This is a genomic window from Streptomyces netropsis, from assembly GCF_014203545.1.
Classification (GTDB): Bacteria; Actinomycetota; Actinomycetes; order Streptomycetales; family Streptomycetaceae; genus Streptomyces; species Streptomyces netropsis.
Window position 1 is genome coordinate 164,466 of record NZ_JACHJG010000009.1, and the last position, 26,160, is coordinate 190,625.

Genomic DNA, 26,160 nt, shown 5'->3' on the forward strand with positions numbered 1-26,160 from the left:
CTTGGTCATCGGATATCAGGAGTGTGGCCGAGCAGTTCGGCGACCGGTTGCCCCGGGGCGGACGAAAACGCCTCCAGCAGCCGCTCCAGCTCGGCGGCGATCCGCCCGGCCCGCGTCCGGTCCACCGCGTCCGGGCGGTAGCCGAGCCGCAGGGCCAGTCGGGCGTCGTCGACGAACGCCGCCAGGGTCAAGGGATAGTGCGTGGCGTCGCGCCCCTCGCTGTGTACCAGCCGCAGGCCCGGAGCGGCTCGTTCCAGGGCCGTCCGGTCCAAGGGGTAGTTCTCGAAGACCAGATGTGTGTCGAACAGCTCGCGCCGTCCCACCAGTCGCTGGATCTCCCCCAGGCCCATGTGGTGGTGCGGCAGCAACCCCGCCTGCTCGTCCTGGAAACGCAGCAGGAGGTCCCGTACCGACTCCGCCGGGTCGATCGTCAGGCGCACCGGGACGGTGTTGATGAACAGGCCGATCATCGACTCCATGCCCGCGAGGTCGGGCTGGCGGCCGGAGACGGTCGTGCCGAACACCACGTCCCGCGTTCCGCCGGACCGGGCCAGCAGCAGCGCCCACGCGCCCTGCACCAAGGTGTTGAGCGTGAGTCCGTCGGCGCTCACCTCGCGCAGGGACCGGGTCAGTCCGGCGGTGAGCACGGTCTCCAGGTGCCGCGCGGGCTCCGCGCCGCGGCCGATGACCGCGGTGGTGAGCCGGGGCGGGGCGTCGGCTCCGGCGAGCGCGTCCCGCCAGGCCGTGCGTGCCGCGTCGTGGTCCCGGGCCGCCAGTGCCGCCAGGTGCTCCCGGTAGGGGGTCACCGCGGGCAGCGCGGCCGGATCGCCGCCGTGCGCGTACAACGTGAACAGCTCGCGGGCCAGCAACGACATCGACCAGCCGTCCAGCACCAGGTGATGGTGGGTGAGCACCAGCCGGTGCTCACCCGCCCCCAGGGTGAACAGGGTGAAGCGCAGCAGCGGCGGGCGGTCCAGGTCGAAGCGGCGGTGCAGATCGGCGTGGGCGAGCCGGTCGAAGACCCGGTCCCGGCGGTGGGCGGTCACCGGGGTGAGGTCGACGTTCCGCCACGTGGGCGCGGTCGTGCCCGGCACCACCTGGACCGGGTGGGGCACATCGTCGTGGACGAACGCGGCCCGGAGGTTGGGGTGCCGCTCCAGCAGTGCCGCGCCCGCGGCGCGCAGCGCGTCGGGGTCCAGTTCGCCCCGCAGGTGCAGGACGAGCTGGGCCTGGTACACGTCCGGGCTGTCCGGGGCGTACAGGGAGTGGAAGAGCAGCCCCTGTTGCAGGGCGGTCAGGGGAAGGACGTCGGCCAGGCCCGGGTAGGCCGATTCCAGGTGGTCGATCTCCGACTGGGCGAGCGGGACCAGGGGCAGGTCGGAGGGGCTGTGTCCGCCGGCGCCGGGGGTGCGGGCGTGCACCACCAGGGCGTCGAGCACGGTGAACCAGAGTTCCGCGAGCTCCCGGATGCCGTCCTCGGTGAACGCCCGGTCCGCCCAGGACCAGGCCGCGTGCAGCCGGGGCCCGGCCGGGCCGTCGATCGTCATCGCGTCGAGGCCCAGGAGGTGTGACCCCCGGGGCGTGTGGTCCGCCCCGGACTGACCCGCCCCGGAGGGATCCGGGCCCGGCAGAGCCGCGAATTCGTCGGTGATGCCCCAGTCGGTCTGTGTCTCCGCGGTGATCCGGCCGAGGTAGTTGAAGCCCACCTGGGGCGGGCGGCAGGCGTGCAGCTCCGGCGCCGTCCGCGGGTCGAGATGGCGCAGGACGCCGTAGCCGATGCCCCGGTCGGGGACGGCCCGCAGCTGCTCCTTGATCCGCTTCAGCGCCCGGCCCAGCGCCGGTCCCGCGGTCCACACGTCCGCCCAGGTGCACCCGGTGTCCTCCAACCGGACCGGGAACATGCTGGTGAACCACCCCACGGTGCGTGACACGTCCGCCTCCGGCGCGTCGGGGCGGCCGTGGGACTCCAGCTCGACGACCAGACCACCGGGGCCCGGAGCCCGCCCCCGGCGGCGCCGCCACTCCTCCATCGCGAGTGCCAGCCCGGTGAGCAGGACGGGTTCCACACCGCACCGGAAGACGGCCGCGACCTCCGTCAGGAGGGGCCGGGTGCGTTCCGGCGGCATCGACACCGACAGCTGCCCGGTGGCACCGCCCGCGACGGCGTCCGCGTCGTCGACCAGGGGTTCACCGGTGGACAGCACCTCCCTCCAGTACGGCGACTCCGCCTGTCGGGCGCCGCTTCGGCCCTGCTCGGCGAGGGACCGGGCCCACTCCCTGAAGGACGTCCCCGCACCGGGCAGGGCGGGCCTCCGGCCGCAGGCGACGGCCCGGTGGGCGGCGGCCAGGTCGGGCAGCAGGACGCGCCAGGACACCCCGTCGACGGCCAGGTGATGGACGACCAGCACCAGCCGTCCCGGCCGGGTCGGGCCGGGGTCGAGGAACACCGCCTCCAGCATCACGCCCGCGGCGGGGTCCAGCCTGCCGCGCGCGGCGGCGACGGCGTCGGGGAGCAGCTCGGGCAGCCGCCCCGGGCTGCCGGCGGCGTCGACGCGACGGACGTGGTCCTCCGCGCGGCACGTCCCGGCCGGCAGGGTCTCCGGCGTCCACTCCGGCGACGGCCCGTCGCAGCGCAGGCGCAGCGCCGCGTGGTGGTCGAGCAACGCCTGGACCGAGGCGACCAGCTGTTCCCGGGTCAGCCCGGGCGGAGTGCGGACGGTCACGCACTGGCTGAAGGAGGCACGGTCGGTGCTGTGTTGTTCCCGCCACCAGTGCATGATCGGCGTCAGGGGCAACGGCCCGACGGCCTCGCCGTCCACGGTCGGGGCCGCGTGGGCGGCCCCCGCGGCCGAACCGGCCGGATCGACCGACTCGGCCACCTCGGCCAGTCGTGCCGTCGTGGGGTGGCGGAAGACGTCGCGCACACTGATCCGCAGCCCCGCGTCATGGGCCCGGCTGACCAGTTGGATGGCCGTGATGCTGTCGCCCCCGAGAGCGAAGAAGCCGTCGTCGACACCGACCGACCGCTCCCCGAGCAGGTCCGCGACGATGCCGCACAGCAGGCGTTCGCGCGCGCTCCGCGGCGCCCCCGAGCGCGGTACGGCCCGGGGCGGGACGGGCAGGGCTGCTCGGTCGATCTTGTGGTTGCCGGTCAGCGGCAACCGGTCGAGCACGACGTAGGCACTGGGCACCATGTACGCGGGCAGTACGGCGGCGGCGTGCTCCCGCACCTCCTGCTCGTCCACCGCCGCGCCGGCTTCCGCGACCAGGTAGGCGACGAGCCTCCGCTCGCCGGGCCGGTCCTCCCGGACGACCACCGCGGCCTGGCCCGCTCCGCCGTGCCCGGACAGCGCGGAGGCGACCTCGTCGGTCTCGACGCGGAAGCCCCTCAGCTTCACCTGGCCGTCGGCGCGGCCGACGAACGTCAGCACACCGTCCGGCAGCCACCGGGCCAGGTCGCCGGTGCGGTACATCCGCGCACCCGGCGGGCCGAACGGGTCGGCCACGAACCGCTCGGCGGTGAGCCCCGGCCGGTTGAGGTAGCCCCGGGCGATGCCCGTGCCCGCGAGATACAGCTCTCCGGTCACCCCCGCGGGAACGGGCTGGAGGTGGGCGTCGAGCACGTAGGCGCGGCCGCCGTCGAGCGGCCGCCCGATCGGCACCGCGGGCGGGCCGTCCGAGGCCGCCGCATCTCGCGTCTCCGCGGTGTCGGTGTCCGTGACGAGGTGACGGGTGGCGAACGTCGTCGCTTCGGACGGGCCGTAGCCGTTGACGATCCGTGTGGTGGGGCAGTGCCGCCGCACGGCGCGCACGGCGCGTGGCGGGACGACGTCTCCGCCGGTCCACAGCGTGTCCAGGTCGCGCAGACAGCCGGGCTTCTCCTCGGCGACGAGCTGGAAGAGACCGGCGGTGAGCCACAGGGTGGTGACGCCCGTGCCGGTGACCAGCGACTCCAGGGTCGCGAGGTCGAGGTCGCCCGGCGGTGCCACCACGACCTCCCCGCCGGTCAGCAGCGGGACCCACAGCTCCATCGTCGAGGCGTCGAAGGAGTACGGGGAGTGCATCAGGACGCGCTGCGGCCGGTCGCTCCGCCAGCACCCGTCGAGGGCGAGGGCGAGGATGTCGCCGTGGGTGACCGCCACGCCCTTGGGGACGCCGGTCGAGCCGGAGGTATAGGTGACGTAGGCGAGGCGGGCCGGGTCGTCCACGGGCAGCGGCCGCCAAGGGGAAGGCGCGGCGGGGGCCGTGTCGCGCACGTCGACGACCCGGGGGCCGGCGGGGGACCAGGACTCGGGGGACGCGCCCGCCCCGACGACCAGTACCGGGGCTCCCGCCTCGGCCACCACCGTGGCCTGCCGGGCCTGTGGGGCCCGGGTGTCCAGGGGGACGTAGGCTCCGCCGCATTTGAGGATCGCCAGCACCGTCACGACGAAGTCCGCGCCCCGGTCCATGAGGACCGCGACCGGGGTCTCGGCGGTGACGCCGTACCCGGCCAGCCGTGCGGCCAGCCGGTCCGAGCGGGCGTCCAGTTGCGCGTAGGTCAGCACATGGCAGGCAGTGCGGACCGCCGGGGCGTCGGGTGTGCGGCGCACCTGCTCGGCGAACCGGCCCGGCAGGGTGCCGTGGGCATCGGCCAGGGGAGACGCGGGGGACGAGGTGGTGAGCAGGCGCCGACGCTCCTCGCTCGTCAGGACGTCCACGCGGTGGACGGGGACGTCCGGATCGGCGGTCACCCGCTCCAGCAGGCGCGTGAAGCGTTCCCCGATCGCCTCGGCCGTGGCCCGGCCGAACAGCCCGGTCCGGTATTCGAGTACGCCGTCCAGGCCGAGGCACGTGCCGTCCGGCCGGCGGTGCTCGTGGAGGCTGAAGGTCAGGTCGAACTTGGCGGCGCCGGTGGCGACGGTGCCGGTCGTCGCGGACAGCCCGGCGAGGTCGATGCGGTGCGGGGGCGCCGGGGTGACGACCAGCATCACCTGGAACAGCGCCTGGCCGCTCGCCGCGCGGTGGGGCCCCAGCGCCTCCACCACCAGGTCGAACGGCAGGTCCTGGTGGGCGAAGGCCGCGAGGTCGGCCTCGCGGACCCGGGCGATCAGCTCCCGGAAGGTCACGTCGCCGGAGGTGTCGGTGCGCAGCACCAGCGTGTTCACGAAGAACCCGACGATGTCGTCCAGTCGCGCGTCGGGGCGGTCCGACACCGCTGTGCCCACCGGGATGTCCGTGCCCGCGCCCAGGCGGGTGAGCAGTGCCGCCAGCCCCGCGTGCACCACCATGAACAGGCTCGCCCGCTCGGTCGCGGCCAGTTCCGCGAGCCGGCCGTGGGCTCCGGCGGGGATGCGGAAGGTCACGGTGTCGCCGCCGTCCTCCGTCGGCGTCGTCCGGTCGGCGGGCAGCGGGATCCGTTCCGGAAGTCCGTCGAGCGCGGCTGTCCAGTAGCCGAGACGGCGTTCCGCGACGTCGGTGGGCCGGTCGTCCGTACCGAGCGTCTCGCGTTGCCACAGCGTGAAGTCGGCGTACTGCGCCGGCAGCGGTGACCAGTCGGGCGGCGTGCCCCGGAGCCGGGCCGCGTAGGCCGTGCCGAGATCGGCCGCCAGCGGGTCGAGTGACGCGTGGTCGCAGGCGATGTGGTGCAGGAGCAGGAGCAGTACCTGCTCGTTCGGGCCGACGGTGAACAGCTCGGCCCGCAGGGGCGGTTCGGCGTCGAGGCGGAAGGCGTACCGGGCGCTCGCGGCGAGTGCGTCCGCCAGCTTCGCCGGTTCGACCGCCGTCACGGTGAGCCGGGGGCGGGCGTCGGCCGGTGACAGGATCCGTTGGAACGGCCGGCCGGCCGTCTCCCGGACGACGGTGCGCAGCGTTTCGTGGCGTGCCGTCAGGTCGGCGAGGGCCGCCCGCAGCGCCTCCTGGTCGGCTTCCCCGTCGAGCCGCAGCACCAGGGGCACGTTGTACGCGCTGTCCGGCCCGGTGAGCGCGTGCAGGAACCACAACCGTCGCTGGGCGAAGGAGAGCGGGATCTGCTCGGGGCGCGCGCCGGTCAGCGACGGGCGCGCGGCGGGCAGGTCCGGCCCCTGGCCGATCCGGTCGGCGAGGGCGGCCACGGTGGGGTGCTCGAAGACGTCCCGTACGTCCAGCTCCGTGTGGAAGGCGGCGCGCACCATGCCGACCAGCCGTGTCGCGCGGAGGCTGTCGCCGCCGAGATCGAAGAAGCCGTCGTGCGCCCCGACCGTGGTGACGCCGAGGAGTTCGGCGTACAGGGCGGCGAGCCGCCGCTCCCGCGGCGTGCGCGGTGGGCGGGACCGGGCGGGGGTCCGTGGGGTGGGGGCGGGCAGCGCCCGCCGGTCGAGCTTGCCGTTGGGGGTGAGCGGCAGCGTCTCCAGGAGCACGAACAGCGCGGGGACCAGGTGCTCGGGCAGGCGGGCCCGCAGATGGTCCCGCAGACGCGCGACGTAGCGGTCGTCGTCCGCCTCCGGCCCGGCCCCGCGTGCGGGGACCACATAGCCCACCAGCCGCGGTTCCCCGGTGTCACCGGCACGGACGCCGTCCGACGTCGCGGCCACGGCGGCCTGGGCCACGCCGGGGGCGGTCAGCAGCGCGGCCTCGATCTCGGCGGGCTCGATGCGGAAGCCGCGGACCTTGATCTGGTCGTCGGCCCGGCCGAGGTGGTCCAGGCCGCCGTCGTTCCGCCACCGGGCGAGGTCGCCCGAGCGGTACAGCCGCGCCCCCGGCGGGCCGAACGGGTCGGCCACGAAGCGCTGTGCGGTCAGGCCCGGCCGGCCCAGGTACTGCCCGGCCACGCCGGGTCCGCCGACGTACAGCTCCCCCGCCACCCCGGGCGGCACCGGACGCAACCGGTCGTCGAGGACGTAGAGGCGGGTCCCGGGGAGGGGGGTCCCCACCGGGCTGCCGGGGTCCTCGCAGTGGGCGGCGCCGAGGTCGAGCCTGGTCGTGTGGACCGTCGTCTCGGTGATCCCGTACATGTTGACGAGGGTGGGTGAGGCGTCGCCGTGCCGCCGGTACCAGGAGCGCAGCCGGGCGGGCCGCAGCGCCTCCCCGCCGAAGATCACCCAGCGCAGGGCGAGGCCCCGGCCCCGCTCCGGCTCCTCGGCGTCGGCGCGGTCCAGCGCCTGGAAGGCGGACGGCGTCTGGTTCAGGACCGTCACCCGTTCCCGGACGAGCAGGTCGAGGAACTCCCGGGGCGAGCGGGTCACCTCCTGGGGGACGACGACCAGCCGCCCGCCGTGCGCCAGTGCTCCCCACATCTCCCAGACGGAGAAGTCGAAGGCGCAGGAGTGGAACATCGTCCACACGTCACCGCTGTGGAACCCGAACCCGGCCGCCGCGCCGTCCAGCAGCGACACCAGGTTGCGGTGCGGGACCACCACTCCCTTGGGCAGGCCGGTGGAGCCCGAGGTGTAGATGACGTAGGCGGCGTGGGCGGGGGTCAGCGGGCCGGGGCGGTCGGTGTCCGTCAGGTCGGCGGAGGAGGACTCCTCGGGGAGCCCGCCCAGGGTGTCCGGGGTGAGCACGTGCACGGGCCGGGAATCCGCGAGGACCATGTCGACGCGGTCGGCGGGCCACCGCGGGTCGACGGGCAGATAGGCCGCGCCGGTCTTGGTGACGGCGAGGATCGCGGTGACCAGGTCGACGGAGCGGGGCAGCACGACGGCGACGGTGCGCCCGGGACCGGCACCGCGCCGGATCAGCGCCCTGGCCAGGCGGTTGGCGCGGGCGTTGAGTTCCCCGTAGCGCAGGACGTCCTCGCCGCAGGTGACCGCCGGTGCCTGTGGGGTGCGTGCGGCCCAGCGTTCGACCAGGGCGGGCAGGGTGGTGGACGGCTCGGGCCGTGGGCCCGTGACCCGTGGGACCGTCCGCCGCCGTTCCCCGGCCGAGAGCAGGTCGAACTGCCCGACGGGCCGGTCGGGTTCGGCGACGAGCCGGCCGAGGAGGCGGACGTAGCGACGGGCCTCGGCGGCGGCTTCGCGGGTGCCGTAGCGGGCGGGGTCCGCGTAGAGGTCGACGCGCAGGCCGGACCGCTGTGCCTCGGGGTGGACGGTGACGGACAGCTCCTCCACCGGGCCGACGGCGATGTGGTGCATCGCCATCGGCCGCCCGGCGAACCGCCGGCCGAAGCTGAACGGCATCACGTTCGCGGCCAGCGCGTAGAGCCCCTGTCCGGTGCCCGCCAGTTTGAGGTCGCGGTGCAGGTCCTCCTGCCGGTAGTGCTGGTGGGCGAGGGCCGCGGTCACCTCGGCGCCGACGGCCCGCACCAGCTCGGCGGCCGTCCGGTCCGCGCGGACCGGCACCCGCAACGGCACCACGTTCGACATCATGCCCGCGACGGCACGGGTCGCGGCGCCGGTGCGCCCGGCGACCGGCAGCCCCAGCACCACCTCGTCGCCGCCCGTGCCCGAGCGGGCGTGGGCCAGCAGGGCCGCCGCGGCCGTCGCCACCACCGGCCACTGGACCTCGAGCCGCCGCGCCAGGGGGCGCAGGGCGGCGAAGCCGGCGGCGGGCAGCCGGGCCGCGCCGCGGGCCGCGACCCCGTTCGTGGGGTCCGGGGCCGGGGCGGCCGCCCCGCGCCCGGTGGGCTCGGGGCGGCCGGCCATCCTGTCCAGCCAGAAGGCACGGTCGGCGGCGAAGGCCGGGGAGGACCGGTAGGCGGTGTCCTCGGCCAGCAGTGCGCCCGGCGAGACCCGCGGGCCGGGTTCGGGTGCCTCGCCCCGCTCCAGGGCCGCGTAGATCTCACCGAGGCGCCGGGCGAACAGGGCGCCGCCGAGGCCGTCCATGACCAGGTGGTGGCAGACCAGGTACCAGCAGACCCGGGCCTGCGACAGCCGGATGAAGGCGGTCCGGAACAGCGGGCCGGCGGCGAGGTCGAAGGGGCGCGCCACATCGGCCCGCATCCACTCCACCGCGGCGGCCAGGGGTACCGGTTCGTGCCGCAGGTCCACGAAGGTCACGCCCCAGTCCGGCAGCGGCCCGAGACGCTGGTACGGCTGCTCCCCGTCCGGTTCGGTGAACCGGGCCCGGAGCGGTTCCGCCTCGTCCACGGCGATCCGGAAGGCCGTCTCGAACAGCCCTTCGTCCAGGTCGCCGGAGACCTCGAAGCCCGCCGCCACGTGATAGCGGGCCGAGCCCGGGGTGAGCTGCTGTCCCAGCCACACCCCGTGTTGCGCGGTCGAGAGGGGAACCCCGCGGACACCGCCGTGGACCGGCTCGGGATCCTTCCTCATTCGACGCCCTCCGGCACCGCGGGAGTCGTCCCCAGCCGCCGGACGAGTTCCCGGCCGATCTCACCGAGCGGGCCGGGGCGTCCCAGCTCGCCGTGCGTGCAGTCGACGGGCACCACGTCCGCGTGGCCGTCGGCCATCAACGGCCGCCACAGGTCCCGCGCGACGTCGGGCGAGGTCTCCCGTGCGGCGAAGACCAGCAGGTCCCCGGCGAACGGGCGCGGCTCGTGCGCGTGGGAGAGGGTGGCGTTGTTGGCGAAGATCCGGGCGACCGCCGCGACCCGCTGCTCGTCGAACGAGGCCAGCAGCCCGCTCTGTTCACGGGCGATCTGCACGAACCGCGGATAGGTCAGCGACTCGTCCTCCCAGGCGGACCGGTCGTAGCCGAAGAACTCCAGCACCATCGCCAGCACGTCCCGGCCGGCGACCGACGATTCCGGCGGCGCCTCGCCGGTGGGCTCGCCGGCGGGGTAGGCGTCGAGGACGGCCAGCAGGGCGACCTTCTCCCCGCTCCGCTGGAGCTGCACCGCCATCTCCTGGGCGACCATGCCGCCGAAGGACCAGCCCAGCAGGTGGTACGGGCCGGTGGGCTGGACGGAGCGGACGTGTTCCAGGTAGTCCGCCGCCATGTCCCGGACGGACGCGGGCAGCACCTCGTCGCCGTCGAGACCCCTGGCCTGGAGGCCGTAGACGGGGTGGTCGGTGCCCAGCGGGCCGGTGAGCCCGGCGTAGGACCAGGCGATCCCCGCCGCCGGGTGCACGCAGAACAGCGGCGGCTCGCCGCCCGTCTCGCGCAGGGGCAGCAGCACTCCGATGCCGCTCTCCTGCGGCTTCCGGGTGGCGGGCACCACGTCCACCGGCCGCTCCGCGGTGTCGTCCGTGGCGTCGCCACCGGCCGCCAGCGCGCGGACGGTCCGGGTGGGCTCGTGGGCCGCCGTCGTCAGCAGGTGGACGAACCGGTCGGCGAGCGACTCGACCCGCTCGCGCTCCATCAGGTGCGGGCGGTAGTCGAACCGCAGCAGGAGCCGCTCGCCGCGGGCGGACACCACCAGGTTCAGCGGGAAGTGCGGAGCGTCGTCGCCGTAGGCGCGGGCCAGCTTCAGACCGGTCGCGGGCTCGGCGAGTTCGTCCGAGTCGAGGGGGTAGTTCTCGAACGCCATCACGGTGTCGAACGGGTTGCCGATGTCGGTGATCCGACGGATCTCGCCGAGGCTGATGTGGTGGTAGGGCATCAGTGCGGCCTGCTCGCGCTGGAGCCGGACGAGCAGCGAGCCCAGCCGCTCCGCCGGGTCCAGCCGGACCCGGGTCGGCACGGTGTTGATGAAGAGACCCACCATCGTTTCCACACCGGCGAGTTCGGCGGGCCGTCCGGACACCACCGAGCCGAAGACCACATCGGTGTTGCCCGTCTCCTGGCCGAGCAGGATGCCCCAGCCCGCCTGGAGCACGGTGTTGGCCGTCACCCCGTGGCGACGGGCCATGTCCACCAGGGCCACGGTCGCCTCCGCACTGAGTTCCACAGTCACGAACCGCGGCGTCAGGGGCTCCCCGTCACCCTCGCCCCGGGCGATCAGGGTCGAGGTGGTCAGCCCGGACAGCGCGTCACGCCACGCCGCTTCGGCCTTCGAGCCATCGGTCCGGTCCAGCCAGGACAGGTACTCGCGGAAGGGGGTGATGGCCGGCAGGGCCGCCGTGGCGCCGCCGTCCGCGCTGGGCGCGGTGTCCTCGTAGAGCGCGAACAGCTCCCGCAGCACGACGGGCAGCGACCAGCCGTCCAGAATGATGTGATGGGTCGTCAGCACGAAGCGGCGACGGTCGTCGCCCATGTCCACCAGCATCATGCGCAGCATCGGCGGCTTGGTGGGTTCGAAGCGGCGACCGCGCTCGTGGGACAGCAGCCGGTCGATCTCCTCCTCCTGCCGGTCCCCCGACAGCGTGCTCACGTCCTCCTCCCGCCAGGGCAGTTCGGCCCGGGAGCCGAAGACCTGCACCGGCTCGACGAGTCCTTCGTGGACGAAGGCGGCGCTCAGGTTGGTGTGCCGCTCCAGGAGCCGCTGACCGGCGTCACGCAGCCGCGCGGGGTCCAGGTCGCCGACGAGCTCCAGCCACACCTGCACGGTGTAGACGCTGTGCTCGCCGTCCAGCGCCGCCTGCTCGGCACTCAGCCCGCTGACCAGGACGTGGTACAGCAGGCCCTGTTGCAGCGGCGACAGGGGGAGGATCTCCTCCAGGCCGGGGTAGTCGTGCTCCAGCCGCTCGACGTCCTCCTGGCCGAGCTCGGCCAGCGGGAAGTCGGACGGGGTGCGGCCGCCCGCGCCGGGCTCCGCGGCGTGTGCCGCCAGCTCGTCCAGGATCTCGAACCAGGCCGTGCCCAGTTCGTCGACGAGCCGCTCGTCGAGGATCCCGTCGGCCCAGGTGAGGCTGACGCCCAGCTCGGGCCCCCGCTCGGTGTCCTGGGTCAGTGCGGTGATCTCCAGCGGGTGGGCCAGGGGCATGCCGGCGTCGGCCCCGGCGCTCATGCCCGTCTCGGGCGCGGGACCCCAGTCCCGCTCCCCCGACGCGGCGGGCAGGAGGAACCGCCCGAAGTAGTTGAACCCGATGTGCCGCGGTGGGGCGGCGGCCAGCGTGGCCGAGGTCTCCGGGTTCAGGTAGCGCAGCAGACCGAAGCCGATGCCCTTGTCGGGGATCGCCCGTAGCTGTTCCTTCACCCGCCGCAGCGCCCGCCCCAGTTCGCGGCGGGAACCGTGTCCGTTCGCCGGTGCGTCGCTCCCGGGGACCCCGGGGGCGAGACGCACCGGGTACATGCTGGTGAACCATCCGGCGGTGCGTGAGAGGTCCGCGCCGGGGACGACGGGCTCCCGCCCGTGTCCCTCCACGTCGATCACCACGTCCCGCTCGCTGCCGAGGGTGCGCTGCACGGCCAGTGCCAACGCGGTGAGCAGCACGTCGTTGATCTCGCAGTGGAAGGCCGCGGGAATGGTGCTGAACAGGTGCCGGGCCCGGTCCGCCCCGTAGGTCATCGCGCGGGAGCGCGCGTGGGCCGTGGTGTCCCGGGCGGGGTCCATGGGCCGCTTCGCCAACTGCGGTCCGGCGGTGGCGAGGATGTCGGTCCACAGCGGCAGTTCGGACGTCCGCCGCTCCTCGCGCGCCTGCTCGGACAGCGCGCGGCTCCAGTGCCGCAGCGGGGTCTCCACCGGGCGCAGGCGCGGAGCGCGGCCGGCCTCCAGGTCCTGGTACGCCCCGACCAGGTCGGGTACGAGGATGCGCCAGGACACCCCGTCGCAGGCGAGGTGGTGGGCCATGAACATCAGCCGGCCCGGCGCGTCGGGGCCGGCGTCCAGCCAGACGACGCGCACCATCGTGCCGGCCTGGACGTCCAGTTGTCCCTTGGCGCGCAGGGCCTCGTCCGCGAGGGTCTCCCCCAGGTCGCCGAGGCCGCGGACGTCGACCCGCCGGACGCAGGAGGAGGCGGGCACGGAGCCGGCCGGCCGTACCTCGAGCCGCCAGTCGGCCGACGACCGGTCGAGGCGCAGCCGGAGGGCGTCGTGGTGGTCCACGAGCTGCTGCACGGCCTTGACCAGCAGCTCCTCACGCAGCCCGCCGGGCACCTGGAGGAGTACGGCCTGGTGGAAACCGTCGACGGGGCCGTCGAGTTCACGGAGCCAGTGCATGATCGGGGTGAGGGGCACCTCGCCGACACCGGAGACGGTGTGCTCGCTCTCCGCGCGCGTGGTCTCGCGCGCGGCGGCCGCCAGCGCCCGGACGGTCTTGTACTCGAAGATGTCCTGCGGGGTGAGGACCAGTCCCGCCTGGCGCAGCCTGCTGACCAGTTGGATCGACATGATGCTGTCGCCGCCGAGGTCGAAGAAGCTGGCGTCCACGGGGACCTCGGGCCGGCGCAGCACCTCCGAGAAGACCCGCGCGACCTGCTGCTCGCGTGACGCGGCCGGGGACGTGTCGGGTACCTCGGGCTCGGGGGTCGGCTCGGGGGTCGGCTCGGGCACCTCGACCACGGCAGGGGCGACCGGCCGGGGCTCCGCGACCGGGGGTTCGGTGACGGCGGGTTCGGTGACGGCAGGCTCGATGACGGCAGGCCCGGTGACGACGGGCTCGATGACGGCGGGCCCGGTCACAACAGGCTCGGTGACGACCGCGAGGGCCGGTACCGTGTCGCGGTCGAGCTTTCCGCTGGGGGTGCGCGGCAGCGACCGCGCCAAGCTCACCTCGCCCGGGACGAGATGCGCCGGCAGCCGCTCGGCCGCCCACTCCCGCAGCCGTTCGACGGCGAGGGGAGCGGCTCCGGGCGCGGGCACCGCGTAGGCGACGAGGCGGGCGTCACCGGCCGTGTCCTTGACCACCGAGGCCATGGCCTCGGCAACCCCCGGGTGGCCGGCGAGCACCGTCTCCAGCTCGCCCAGCTCGATGCGGAATCCATTGATCTTGACCTGCCCGTCCACCCGGCCGAGGAACTCCAGGTGTCCGTCCTCGCGCCAGCGGACGAGGTCGCCGGTCCGGTACATCCGGCTGCCGGGCGGGCCGAACGGGTCGGCCACGAAGCGTTCGGCGCTGAGGCCCGGCCTGCGCAGATAGCCCCGCGCCAGCCCGTCGCCCGCCAGGTACAGCTCACCCCGCCGCCCGGGCGCGACCGGTTGGAGCGACCCGTCGAGCACATGGGCCCGTACGTGCCGCAGCGGGCGGCCGATGGGCGGCGTGTGCCCGGCCGGGGCGGCGTCCGAGGACCAGGCGGTGGCGTACACCGTGGCCTCGGTCGGCCCGTAGACGTTGAGCAGCCTGGTGCCGGGCATGGTCTCCCCGACCCGGGCGGCGAGCGCCGCGGGGAGCGCCTCGCCCGCCATCGACAGGGTCTTGGCGGACAGCCGGAGGTCGCTGAAGTCCATGAGCTTCGCGAAGACCGAGGGGATCGCGCACAGCAAACCGCCCGACCAGCGCGGCGGGTCGCCGTCCAGCAACGAGAGCAGATTGCCGACCACCTCGACGCTGCCGCCGGTCGCGAGCGCGGGGAAGATCTCGGCCACCGACACGTCGAAGCTGAACGACGTGGCGGCCAAGGTGTGGGCCAGCGCCTCGGCCCCGAACTCGGCGCTCGCCCAGGCGATCAGCGGGACCACGTTGTGGTGGGGGACGACGACGCCCTTGGGCGTCCCGCTGGAGCCGGAGGTGTAGATGACGTACGCGGGATGCGCGGGCAGCAGGGCCGCGGTGCGGTCCGCGTCGGTGGGGGCCTTCGGGGAGCACCGGCCCAGCTCCCGGACGGTGTCCGGGGCGTCCAGCGCGAGCAGCGGTGCCGGCAGGTCGCCGAGGTCCCGGCCCGTGTCGACGGTGTCGGTCAGCACGCAGCCGGGCCGCGCGTCGTCGATCATGTAGCGGAGCCGTTCGGCCGGGTAGGCGGGGTCGAGCGGCAGGTACGCGGCGCCGGTCTTGAGGACCGCGAGCATCGCGACGATCGTGTCGGCCGAACGGGGCAGCAGCAGACCGACGGTCCGCTCGGGCCCGGCGCCCCGGCCGATCAGCAGATGGGCGAGCCGGTTGGCCCGCTCGTGGAGTTCGCCGTAGGTGAGGCTCCGCGTCCGGTCCTTGACCGCGACCGCCTCGGGGTGGCGGGCCGCGGCGCTCTCGAGCAGCGCCGTGAGGGTTCCGGTGGTGGTCCGCTCATCGGCCCGCGTCCAGGAGCGCACGGCGGCCAGCTCGTCGGGGTCCAGGAGTTCGAAGGCGCTCACCGGCCGGCCGGGGGCGGCCACGGCGGCGGACAGCAGGCGCCGGAAACGCCGCCCGTGTGCCGCGAGTTCGGCAGGGTTGCAGCGGCCCGGGGCGCCGTGGAAGACGACGCGCAGGCGACGGTCCGCGGGGTCCTCGTCGATCACGATGCGCAGGTCCCGTACGGGTTCGGGTCCGACCCGGCGGACGACGGCCGTGAGGGCGCCGAAGCGGATGCGCGGCCCGGGGGCCCGGACGTCGACGACCGGCCCGTACAGGCGCGGGCCGTCTCCCGGCAGCCCGAGTTCCCGGCACAGCTCGCTGTGCCGCAGCCGCTGGTGGCTCCGGACGCGGCGGCTCTCCTCGGTCACCTGCCCCACGAGGGCCGCGAAGCAGGTGCCGGGCCGTACCGTCAGCCGCAGGGCCGCGATGTCCTCGGCGGCGCCGGGGGCGCGCCGGGCGGCGCCGCTCGGCCGCCCGTCCACGGGCAGGCCCAGCACCACGTCCGTGGCACCGGTCATCCGGTGCGTGTACGCGGCCACGGCGGCCAGCAGTACGGCTCCGGGCCGGGTGCCGCTGTAGCGGGCGGCCGCGTGCACCCGGTCGGTGTCGGCGGCGGTGAGGACGACCGGCCGGGAGGGCCCGTCGACGGCGTCGGTGGTGTCCTGGGCGAGTGTCACCGGCTCGGGCCGGTCGGCGAAGCGCTCCCGCCAGAACGCGAGGTCCCGGCCGTGGGCGTCCGACTCCCGGTACGCGGCCTCCTCCTCCGCCAGCCGGGTCGGCGGCGCCAGGGCCCCCTCCTGCGGTGACCGCCCCTCGACGCGCGCGGTGTACACCTCCGCGACGCGGCGGGTGATCAGCGAGCAGCTGTGGCCGTCGACGACCGCCCTGTGGTGCCGGTGGAACCAGTGGAAGCGGTCCGGCGAGAGGCGGAGCAGGGCCTGGGCGGACGCGGCGCCTTCGGGGCGGGGCGCACGGGCGAGTTCCGCCCGTACCCACTCCTCGGCCGCCGCCCCGGGGTCGGGCTCGGCACCGAGGTCCACGACGGTCAGCGGAAGGCCGTCGGCGGTCTCCAGGGCCGGGGGGTCCTCCGCCCGGGTGTTCGCGGCGAACCGCAGCCGCAGCGCGTCGGCCTCCCGGGCGACCTGGGCCGCCGCGTCCTCGAACACCGCGGAGTCCAGGGGGCCGTGGATCTCCACGACCTCGGCGACGTAACGGCCGGGGCCGCCCGGGGTGTCCCGCGACTCGCGCCACGCCTCCAGGCCGGCGGCGGACATCGTGACGTGCCTGCTCTGCTGGTCAGCCATGGCGGATCTCTCCTCGCTCGACGCGCTGGTGCTGTGCATAGGGGTAGAAGCCGCCACCGGCCTTGCGGCCGGTTCTGCCTTCCGCGACGAGGCGAGCGAGCAGGTCGCACGGCCGGAAGCGCTCGTCGCCGGTGTGCTCGCGCAGCACCTCCAGCGAGTCGAGGACCGTGTCGAGACCGATGAGGTCGGCGGTGCGCAACGGGCCCATGGGGTGGCCGAAGCAGTCCTGGAAGATGCGGTCCACGGTGCCGGCGTCGGCCGTGCCCTCGCCCAGCACCGTCGCGGCCTCGTTCAGCGTCAGCATCAGCACGCGGTTGGTCACGAAGCCGGGCGCGTCCCGGACGACGAGGGGCCGCTTCCCGATGCCCGCCAGGACGGCCGTGGTCAGTTCGAGGGTGTGGTCGCTGGTCTTCGGCGCGCGGACGACCTCCACGGCGTCCTTGAGGGGCGCCGGGTTCATGAAGTGGGTGCCGATCACCCGGTCGGGGCGCCCGGTGAAGGACCCGAGCCGGGTGATGGGGATGCACGAGGTGCAGGACGCGAAGACCGTGTCCGGTCCGCACACCTCGTCCAGCCGCCGCAGGATCTCCTCCTTGAGCGACTCCTTCTCCCGCGCGCACTCGACCACGAAGAGCGCGGGGGCCAGGTCGGCGAGGTCGGCGGACCACGTCACACGGTCCTCGGGGCGCGCCGCCCCGGCCGGGGCCCGCAGCCCGTCGCGCCGTCGCAGCAGGTGCGCCATCCGTATCCCGGCGCGCAGGCGCGCGGGCCCGGCGCCCAGCGCCTCGGGGACGGGATCGACGAGCACCACCGGGTGCCCTGCCTCCGCGAAGCACTGCGCGACGCCGATGCCCATGGTTCCGGCACCGACGACGCCGACGGTCGCGCCGGCCGCCATGGTTGACGCGGTGTTCTGGTGTTCACCCACGGTGGGGGATCTCCTTCGGTTCGGTCCGTGCCGTCAGTCGGCGTGCGAGGCGGTGGTGAGCGACTGCCCGGCGAGCGGCGCCCCGGGATCGTGGGCGGCGGCACGTACCGCCGCGACCAGGTCGTCGGCGAGCGCGGTGATCGTCGCGGCGTCGAACATGTCCGTGCGGTACGTGACCGACACGTGCAGTCCGGCCGGTTCGGGCCCCTCGACCACGGACCAGGCGAGGTCGTGGAGGGTCCGCCCGGTGGGCGGCGTGAGGCGTCCGGCGTCGGCCCCCGGCGACCGCACGGCACCGGCCTGCGCCGCCGGCAGCCGGTGGTGGGTGTAGGTGACGTCGAACAGCGGGGACCGGCCCGGCTCACGGCTCAGCCCCAGGGCCCGCTCGATGTCGGCGAGCGGCACGTCGCGATGGTTCTCCCCGGTGGCGATCCCCTCCCGCACCCGCTCGGTGAGGTCGTCGTAGGAGGGATCGTCGGCCAGGGATATCCGCAGCGGCAGTCGGCTCGTGACCGGGCCGGTCCGCTCCGGGGCCCGCGCGTCGACTCCGATGACCACCTCGTCCGTCTCGGCGCGCCGGCCGAGCAGAGCGGCGATGCCCGCGAGCAGCCGGTCCCGCGCACCGGTACGGATCAGGGTGGCGGCGAGGTCGTCGGGGAGCGTGAACGCGTGGCAGGCGCCGGGGCCACCCGGGCCGCTGCCCAGCGGCCGGGACCGGTCGGCGGGCAGCTCGAAGGCACGCAGCCCGGTCAGGGTGTTCGTCCAGTGGTCGAGGTGGTCACCGGTGGGCCGGGCGTGCTCCTCCGGGGCGGGTGGCACGACGCGGCGCGGGGGCCGGGCGGGAAGCTCCCCGTACCGGATGTCCGCGTCGGCCGCGGCGGCGCGCAGCAGCTCCAGCAGGGAGTCGGTCATGGCCGCGATCGTGTGGGCGTCGAAGAGCTGCGTGGCGTACTCCACGACGACGTCGAGGGAGTCCTCGCCCGACCGCTCGGCGACCACCACCGTGATGTCGAACTTGGCCGTGCCCGGGGGCAGTCCGGGGAAGTACGGTCCGGTCTCCTCGTCGCTGCTCGGCCCGAACAGGTTCTCGCCGAAGTTGACGTTGGGCGGCAGCGTCTGATGGACGTACATCACATCGAAGATCGGGTTCCGGCCCGGGTCGCGGTGGGTCGCAACCTCGCGCACGATCTTGTCGAACGGGATCTCCTGGTGGTCCAGCGCGCCGAGCACGACTCCGCGGACCTGGCGCAGCAGCTCACGGAAGGTCGGATCGCCGGAGAGGTCGCTGCGCAGCGCGACGGTGTTGTTGAAGAAGCCGAGCAGGTCCCACAGTTCGGGTCGGCTGCGACCGATGGTCGGGGTGCCGATCACGATGTCCCGCTGGCCGGACCAGCGGGAGAGCAGGACCTTGAGCCCGGTGAGCAGCACCATGAACAGCGTGGCGGTCTCCCGGCCGCCCACCGCCCGGAGCTCGCGCACGAGTTCGGCGGGGATGGTGAATCCGTGCGACGCCCCGGCGAAGTCCATGCGGGTGGGGCGCGGCCGGTCGGTGGGGAGTTGCAGGGCGGGGGGATCGGTCAGCCGCCCGCGCCAGTAGTCCCGTTCGCCGTCGAGCCGGGAGCCGTCCATCAGCTCCCGCTGCCAGCGGGCGTAGTCGTGGTACTGCACGGGCAGCGGCGCGGGCCGGTGCACCCGGCCCTCGGTGCGGGCGGTGTAGAACTCCAGGAGCTCAGTCCGCTGGATCTGGGGTGCCCAGCCGTCGTTCACCGCGTGGTGCATCACCCAGCACATGAGGTAGTCGTCGGGGGCGCAGCGCACGACGGTGACGCGGACCAGCGGGTCACGGGCCAGGTCGAGGACCCGGTCGGTGGCGGCCTTGGCGGCCGCCCGGGCGGCGGACACCGGGTCCGGTTCGGCACAGACGTCCTCGTAGCGGAAGAAGTCGCCCAGTTCGGGGCGGATGACCAGCCGCGGCCGACCGTCCTCCTCGACGAAGTTGGAGCGCAGGACCTCGTGCCGCCCGGCGAGGTCCTCCCAGGCGAGCCGTACGGCTTCGACGTCCAGCGGGCCGAGGTGCCGGGAGACGCCGGGGAGGTTGTAGAGGGTGGTGGTCGGGTCGAGCTGGTGGTGGAACCACATGCGTTCCTGCCCGTACGACAGCACGCGTTCCGCGCCGGGGCGGATCGGGGGCAGGTGGTGTCCGTCGTCGTCGGAGGGCGCGGCGGGGAGGGCCACGGGTTCGGGCACCGGAATCGGAGCTTCGGTTTGCGGCAGGCGGGCGGAGAGGGCGTCCGCGAGATCACCGACGACAGGGTGATCGTAAATGTCCACCAGTTTCAGGTGGACGTCGTAACGCTGTCGGGCGCGTTCGACGAATTGCAATCCGATGATGGAGTTTCCGCCGATGGCGAAGTAGTCGTCGTCGGCCGCGACGTCGTCGGCGTGGAGCAGTTCGGTCAGGGACTCCTGGAGCCAGCTCAGCACCGTCTGCGGTTCGGGCGACGCGCCGGGCACGGGAGCCGGCACCGGCACCGGCAAGGGCAAGGGTGCGGGGACGTGCCCGGGCTCCGGAGGCGGGGCGGTCCGGGTGGGCGGGGGTGCCACCGCGCTCGCCACCGTCTGCCGGGCGCCCTCGACGCCGTCGAAGGAGATGACCTCGCCGAGCGGCAGGGCCCAGCAGCGGACGCCGCGGAGCCGGTGGCCGGGCAGCGCCACCCGGCGGCCCGCTCCCCGGCCGGGGCCCGCGTCGGCGGCCAGCGCGGACCAGTCGGGGTCCCACCCCAGCTCGTAGAGCCGGGCGAGCACGTCGAGCACCCCGTCCGTGCCGGACTCCAGGGTGAGCACGGTGGCGTCGGGCCGGTCGGCGAGGTGGTCCTTCAGCAGTTCGCCGAGCTCTCCCCGGGCGGCGAGTTCGACGAAGACCACGGGACCGGCGGCGAGCTGTTCGTCCGCCGCGGCGCGCAGGCGCTCCGGCCGGACGGCCTGTCCGGCCACGGCGGGGTCCGCACCGCTCGTCGCCTGTTCCAACGCGGCCGTGTCGGCGGGCGTCAGGCCGTCCCCGAGGTGGCGGACGGTGTACCGGGAGATGCCGGAGCTGATCAGGCCGTCCGGCACCACTCCGGCGCGGGTGAGCCGGGTGTGGGCCGCGAGCTGGCCCTGGACCATCGCGGCGCGGTCGGCCGGCACGGGCAGCCGGTCCGGGAGCGCCTCCGTGCCCGGCCCCGGGACCGGTTCGGCGTCCCCGGAGAGCAGGAACACCACGCGGGGGGCCGCGTCCCGGGGCCCGGCCGTCGGCTCCCGGCGGGTGTCGAGCCGCTGCCAGGTGGCCTCGGCGGCCAGCGCGACCGCCAGCTCGGGGGTCCGGCGGGCCACCACGCCGACGCGGTACGGGTGGTGGTCCCGCCCCTCGTTCAGCGTCCGGGCGACGTCGGCCGGCGGCCGCTCGCTGTGCCGCAGTTCGAGCGAGAGCCGCTCGCAGAGGGCGACGAGGTCCGCCCGGGTGCGGGCGGAGACGCCGACCAGGCGGGCCGCGTCGTCCTCGGGACCGCCGTCCTCGCCGGGCCGCACGGCGGTCGGGGGCGCCTGTTCCACCACGCAGTGCGCATTGATGCCGCCGAGGCTGAACGAGCTGATCCCGGCCCGGCGGACGTCGTCGTCCCGCCACGGCCGGAGCGAGGTCACGACCTCCAGGCGGGCGCCGTCGAGATCGACCTCGTCCGCCGCCCGTTCGAAGTGCAGGGAGGGGTACAGCTCGCCGTCGCGCACACTGAGGATGGTCTTGACCAGACCGGTGATCCCCGCGGCGTGGTCCAGGTGCCCGACGTTGGTCTTCACCGAACCGACCGGGAGGCTCCGGCCGTTCCCGGGGCGGGCGAGGGCCAGGCCCTCCGCCTCGACGGCGTCGCCGAGCCGGGTGCCGGAGCCGTGCGCCTCGACGTAGCCGGCCGTTCCGATGTCCAGGCCGGCGCCGCGCCACGCCTTGCGGATCACCTCGGCCTGGGACCGGGCGCTGGGGGTGGCGATGGTCGCCGAGTGCGCGCCGTTGTGCAGCACGGCGCTGCCGCGGATGACCGCGTGGACGAACGCCCCGTCGGCCAGGGCCCGGTCGAGGGTGGTGAGCAGCAGGACGGCGCCTCCCTCGCCACCGCCGGCGCCGTCCGCCCGGTGGTCGAACGCCCGGGACCTGGCCGTCGGCGAGCTGATGCCGGGGAAGGCCGCCACACTGGGCGCCGGGGCCACGATCGAGCGGAGGCTGACGCCGCCGACCACGGCGTAGTCCGCGTCGCCGTCGCGCAGTTCGCGGCAGGCCTGGTGGACGGCCACGAGCGAGCCGTTGCAGCCGGAGTCCACGCCGTAGCAGGGGCCCGTGAACCCGAAGAGGTGGGAGATCCGGGCGGGCAGCCCGAAGGGGATGTTGCCCATCAGGCTGAGGGTTCCCTGCTCACGGACCAGGGGCGCGTAGCCGGTGCCGGGCGAGCTGAAGATGACGGCGGTCCGGCTGTCCCGCAGGCCGGCGGCGGCGTATCCGGCGCTCTCCAGGACCTCGTGGGTGAGGTGGAGGGCGAGCCGGTGCTGGGGGTCGGTCACTTCGGCCTCGCGCCGCGACAGACCGAAGTGCTCGTGGTCGAACAGGTCGATCCGGTCGAGGTATCCCAACTCCGGGTAGTCCACGGCGGGGTCGAGGCAGGTGGACTCCACCCGCTCGCGGGGGATCGGGCGTACCGAGTCGATGCCCTTGCGCAGGTTCTCGCGGAACTCCTCGAGGGTGTCCGCCTGGGGAAGCCGGGTGGCGATGCCGATCACCGCGACGGCCGGCCTGCCCTGCGTCGTACCGGTCTCGCTCATTTCACCGTTCCGTTCATGCTTCCTGCCTTCACAGCTCGTACGCAGTCGGGGGTGCGGGGGCCTTGCGCCCGGCGTCGACGCCCAGGCGGCTGTGGATCGCGGCCGCCTGGGCGGAGATCGTGATCAGGTCGAACAGCTCCCCCATGCGCAGCACTCCGGGCCACGCGTGGTTCAGCCGGGCGTGCAGGTCGATGACCTTGAGGGAACTCCCCCCGACGGCGAAGAAGTTGTCGTCGAGCCCGATGTCGGAGTGCCGCAGGACGGCCGCCCAGATCCTGCCGAGGGTGCGCTGGTCACCGGTCCAGTCCGGCTGCGCCGGGTCCGCGTCCGACGGAACGCCCGTGGGGACGAGGTCGCGCAGCGCCGCCCGGTCGGCCTTGCCGCTGGTGTTGAGCGGCATGCGGGCCACGGGGACGAACAGCTCGGGGACCGCCTGTTCCACGAGGGAGGCGAGGCAGTGCCGGCGCAGTTCCGCTCCGGCGGGTGACGGGGCCCCGGGGGGCCCGGGGGTGACGAAGGCGATCAGTCGCGGCTCGTCGCCGTCGGCCCTCTCGCAGTTCACCACGGCCTGTCCGACGTCCGGGTGGTTCTCCAGGACGCCTTCGATCTCGCCGAGTTCGATGCGGGTGCCCCGGATCTTCACCTGGAGATCCGTTCTGCCGCGGTAGTGCAGCGCTCCCCGCTCGTCGACGAGGGCGAGATCGCCGGTGCGGTACAGACGCGCCCCAGGGGGCCCGAACGGGTCCGCGACGAACCGCTCGGCCGTCCGGCCGGGCGCTCCCGCGTATCCGAGGGCCACGAACGCGCCCCCGATGTACAACTCGCCCGGTTCCCCGGCGGGCACCTCGCGCAGCCGCTCGTCCAGCACCCTCGCCGCCACGCCCGGCCAGGGCCGGCCGATGGGGATCCGGTCCCAGGAGGCGTCCAGGCCGGGCTGGACCACGCAGGAGATGGTGGTCTCGGTGGGGCCGTACTCGTTCACCAGCAACGCGCCGGGCAACCGCTCGTGGTGGGTGCGCACCAGATCCGGGGTGCACTCCTCGCCGGCGACCACCACCAGCCGCAGGGAGTCCGGCAGCGGCCGGCTCTGCGCCAGCAACGCCCGGTAGTAGGAGGGGACGACGACGAGGTGGGTCGCGTGGTGCTCGCCCGCCAACCGGGCCAGTTCCCCCACCTGTCTGAGCTGCCGCAGGTCGGGCAGCAGCAGGGTGTGGCCGTTGCAGAACGACCAGAACATGCCGCCGAGCATGCCGTCGAAGGACAGCCGCATGGCCATGAGGAAGGTCGACGGTCCGGTGCCGTAGACCTCGGCCCGGCAGCCGATGGACGCCGCGAGCTGGGCGCGGCTGACCATGACTCCCTTGGGGAGCCCGGTCGATCCGGAGGTGTAGACGAGGTAGGCGGGGGCGTCTTCGGGGACGGGCGGGAACCAGTCGTCCGGGGTGCGGGCGCCTGCCTCGACGAGCTCGCGCAGCGTCAGTCCGGCGGCGTCGAGCACGGCCGGCGGGTCGGTGACGTGGTCCGGGTCCGGCTCGGGCGCGTCCCCCAGGATCACGGCGCAGTCGGTGTCCCGCAGCAACTGTCGCAGTCTCGCGGGCGGCAGGTCCGGTTCGAGTGCCGCCCACGCCGCGCCGGTCCGCAGGGCGGCCAGGACCGCGACGACGGCGATGGCGCTCTGCTCGACGCGGATGCACACGACCCGGCCCGGCCGGGCGCCGAGCCGCCACAGCAGCCGGGCGAGCCCGGCCGAGGCCCGGTCGAGCTCGCGGTAGGTGAGGGTCTCTCCCCCGATGACCAGGGCGGTCGTCTCCGGTCCGCGGGCGGCCTGCCGCTGGAAGGCGGCCAGGACCGACCACGGCTCCTGGTCCGTTCCGTCGTGGTTTCGGGCACCCGTGTACACCGCCATGGTCTCCCCTCTCACTCCGGTCTCACTGCGCACTCGCTGATCACGCGGGTGTGACTGCGGTTCTCCGGAAGCGGACGGTCCGGGTTCACCCTGAGCACCATGCGGTCGCCCTCGGTGGCGACCGGCTCGTAGCCGGCGAACCGGAGCGTGACCAGCATGTTCCGGTTGACGTCGGTGGGGACGAAGTGCGCGACGGGCCGGAGGCCGTCCGCCAGCGCCTCCCGGATCAGATGGCCCAGCAGCACACTGCCCACGCCCCGCGAGGCGACCCGGCAGGACATGAGCATCAGCCGGAGCACCGAGTCACCGCCGTCGAGCTCGGTGACGGCCAGGCCGATGATCCCGTAGTCGCCGAACCGGTCGCGGAGCCGCGCCACCCGCACCCGGTGGGCCGGTGAGGCGCTCAGCCGTCGCAGTTCGTCCGCGTCGTAGAACAGCCCGGTGCTGTTGAGCTGATGGGTCCGCATGGTCAGCTCACTGGCCCGGGCCAGGTCGTCCTCGGTCGCCGGGCGCAGCTCCATGACGAGGTCGAGGGAGGCGAGGAAGGCCTGCCGGTCGGCTCCGAACTCCTCTTCCGCTTCGCGGCGTTGCCATTCGGTGCGGTAGAGCTCGCGGCGCCGGGAGGCCACCTCGGTGACGTGTTCCGGCTGGAACTCGGGGCGGTCCGGGATCCGGTCGACCTCCTCGGCGGGGTAGCACCGGACCATGGGCAGCGCGGCCTCGACCTCCGCCCGCTCCGCCGGGTCGTTGTCGATGAACGCGACGGTGTCCAGGCCGATGCCGAGCGTCTCGGCGATCCGGCGCACCGCGGCGGACTTGTCGCCCCAGCCCACCTGCACCGCGCAGAACCAGTCGTCGAGGCCGCGCTCGGTGAGGTGGCGGTGGATGACGGAGGGCTCGCTGCGGCTGGCGGCGGCGTGCAGGACGCCCCGCTCGTCCAGGGCGTTCAGGGTCTCCAGCGCCGCCGGAAAAGGCTCCGGGTCGTCGTTCTCCAGGACGACCCCGTCCCACAGCGTGTCGTCCAGGTCCCACACCAGGCACTTGACGACCGGGGCGGCGCCCGCCGCGGCCGTCATCCGGGCTCCCCGGGCTGCCGTGCTGCCGGTGGCGGGCCGTACCGGCGTAAGAGGCGGTCGGCTATGTGGAGTTCGGCCACTTGCGGTGCTCCTTCGATGATCTCCATGACCTTGGCGTCCCGGAAGTGCCGTCCCGCCCTGCTGTCGGGCTCGCAGCCGGCCGAGCCGAGGATCTGCACGGCGTCGCGGCTCGCCGAGGCGGCCGCGGCGGCGGCCGCGTATTTGGCGACGATGGTCTCGCTCACCCCGCGCCCGGGGCCCTTCGCCCGGAACTCCGCCGCGCGGCGGGCCAGTTCACGGGCGCCGGCGCTCTCCACGGCGGAGCGGGCCAGCAGGGACCGGACCAGCTGGTGGTCGGCGAGCAGCACGCCCGCCTGGGCGCGGGTCGCGGCGTGCGAGGCGGCGTCCGCCACGCAGGCCTCGGCCATGCCGACGCACCCCCACGCGACGGTGAAGCGCCCGTGGTCGATCGCGGTGGCGACGACGTGGGAGAGCCCCAGCCCCGGCGGGGCGACGAGATGGCTCCGGGGGACGCGCACGCCGTCGAAGGTGACATGGGCGATCTGTGCCGCGCGCATGCCGAGTTGACCGCTCACCGGCTCTCGGCCCACTCCCTCGCGGTCCGCCTCCACCAGCACGGCGGTCGGCTTGCCCCCGCACTCCCCGAGGACCAGGAACACGTCGGCGACCGCCCCGAAGGTGACCCATTTCTTACGGCCGCTCACGACGACGTCCGTGCCGGTCTCCTCGACGCGGGTCCGTACGGCCGCGAGGGTGCTGCCCGCGGCCTCCTCGGTGGCCGCGAAGCCGGCGGTGAGCTCACCGCTCGCCAGCCGTGGCAGCCAGTCGTCGCGCTGTTCCCGGGTGCCCCAACGGGAGAGTGCCGCCGCGACCATTCCCTGGACGGTCAGCAGACCGCGCAGCGCGCTGCACACCCCGCCCACATGCGCGGCCGCCTCCCCGAGCGCGGCCGGGGCGAGGTCCGCTCCCCCGTACCGGCGGGGCAGGTCCGGGGCGAGCAGGCCGGCCGCGGCCATGTCCTTGCGGGCGGACGCGGGCAGGACGCCGTCCCGGTCCCAGCCCGCCGCGTCACCGCGCACCTCGGCCGCCAGCTCCGCCGCGGCCCGCACCAAGGCTGATCCGTCCGGCCCCTCGTCCG

General features: G+C 74.5%; 7 protein-coding genes. All 7 read right to left on the minus strand.

What is annotated here, in order from left to right; genetic code table 11:
* Positions 1-5: 5 nt before the first annotated feature.
* Genes FHS38_RS21845 through FHS38_RS21875 form a run of 7 tightly spaced genes read right to left on the minus strand, consistent with a single transcriptional unit; the run spans position 6 to position 26,131 of the window.
* On the minus strand, positions 6-9,227 hold the full coding sequence (locus tag FHS38_RS21845; RefSeq protein WP_184735916.1) for a non-ribosomal peptide synthetase: 9,222 nt from the start codon (positions 9,225-9,227) through the stop codon (positions 6-8).
* Complete coding sequence (locus FHS38_RS21850; protein ID WP_184735918.1) at positions 9,224-16,246, minus strand: non-ribosomal peptide synthetase; 7,023 nt, start codon at positions 16,244-16,246, stop codon at positions 9,224-9,226. The genes FHS38_RS21845 and FHS38_RS21850 overlap by 4 nt, the downstream gene beginning before the upstream one ends.
* A complete protein-coding gene (locus FHS38_RS21855; protein WP_308433548.1) occupies positions 16,239-17,174 on the minus strand; it encodes a 3-hydroxyacyl-CoA dehydrogenase family protein in 936 nt (311 codons plus the stop codon). The genes FHS38_RS21850 and FHS38_RS21855 overlap by 8 nt, the downstream gene beginning before the upstream one ends.
* Before the next feature lie 33 nt (positions 17,175-17,207).
* Positions 17,208-22,019: a condensation domain-containing protein gene (locus tag FHS38_RS21860; protein WP_184735920.1), complete on the minus strand. Its 4,812-nt coding sequence runs from the start codon at positions 22,017-22,019 to the stop codon at positions 17,208-17,210.
* A 28-nt stretch (positions 22,020-22,047) separates the two neighbouring features.
* On the minus strand, positions 22,048-23,925 hold the full coding sequence (locus FHS38_RS21865) for a non-ribosomal peptide synthetase (protein ID WP_184735922.1): 1,878 nt from the start codon (positions 23,923-23,925) through the stop codon (positions 22,048-22,050).
* 11 nt (positions 23,926-23,936) lie between these two features.
* Complete coding sequence (locus FHS38_RS21870) at positions 23,937-25,001, minus strand: HAD-IIIC family phosphatase (protein WP_184735924.1); 1,065 nt, start codon at positions 24,999-25,001, stop codon at positions 23,937-23,939.
* Positions 24,998-26,131 carry an acyl-CoA dehydrogenase family protein gene (locus FHS38_RS21875; RefSeq protein ID WP_229822607.1) on the minus strand — a complete coding sequence of 378 codons (1,134 nt, stop codon included), beginning with the start codon at positions 26,129-26,131 and terminating at the stop codon, positions 24,998-25,000. Before FHS38_RS21875 ends, FHS38_RS21870 begins: the two co-directional genes overlap by 4 nt.
* Positions 26,132-26,160 lie beyond the last annotated feature (29 nt).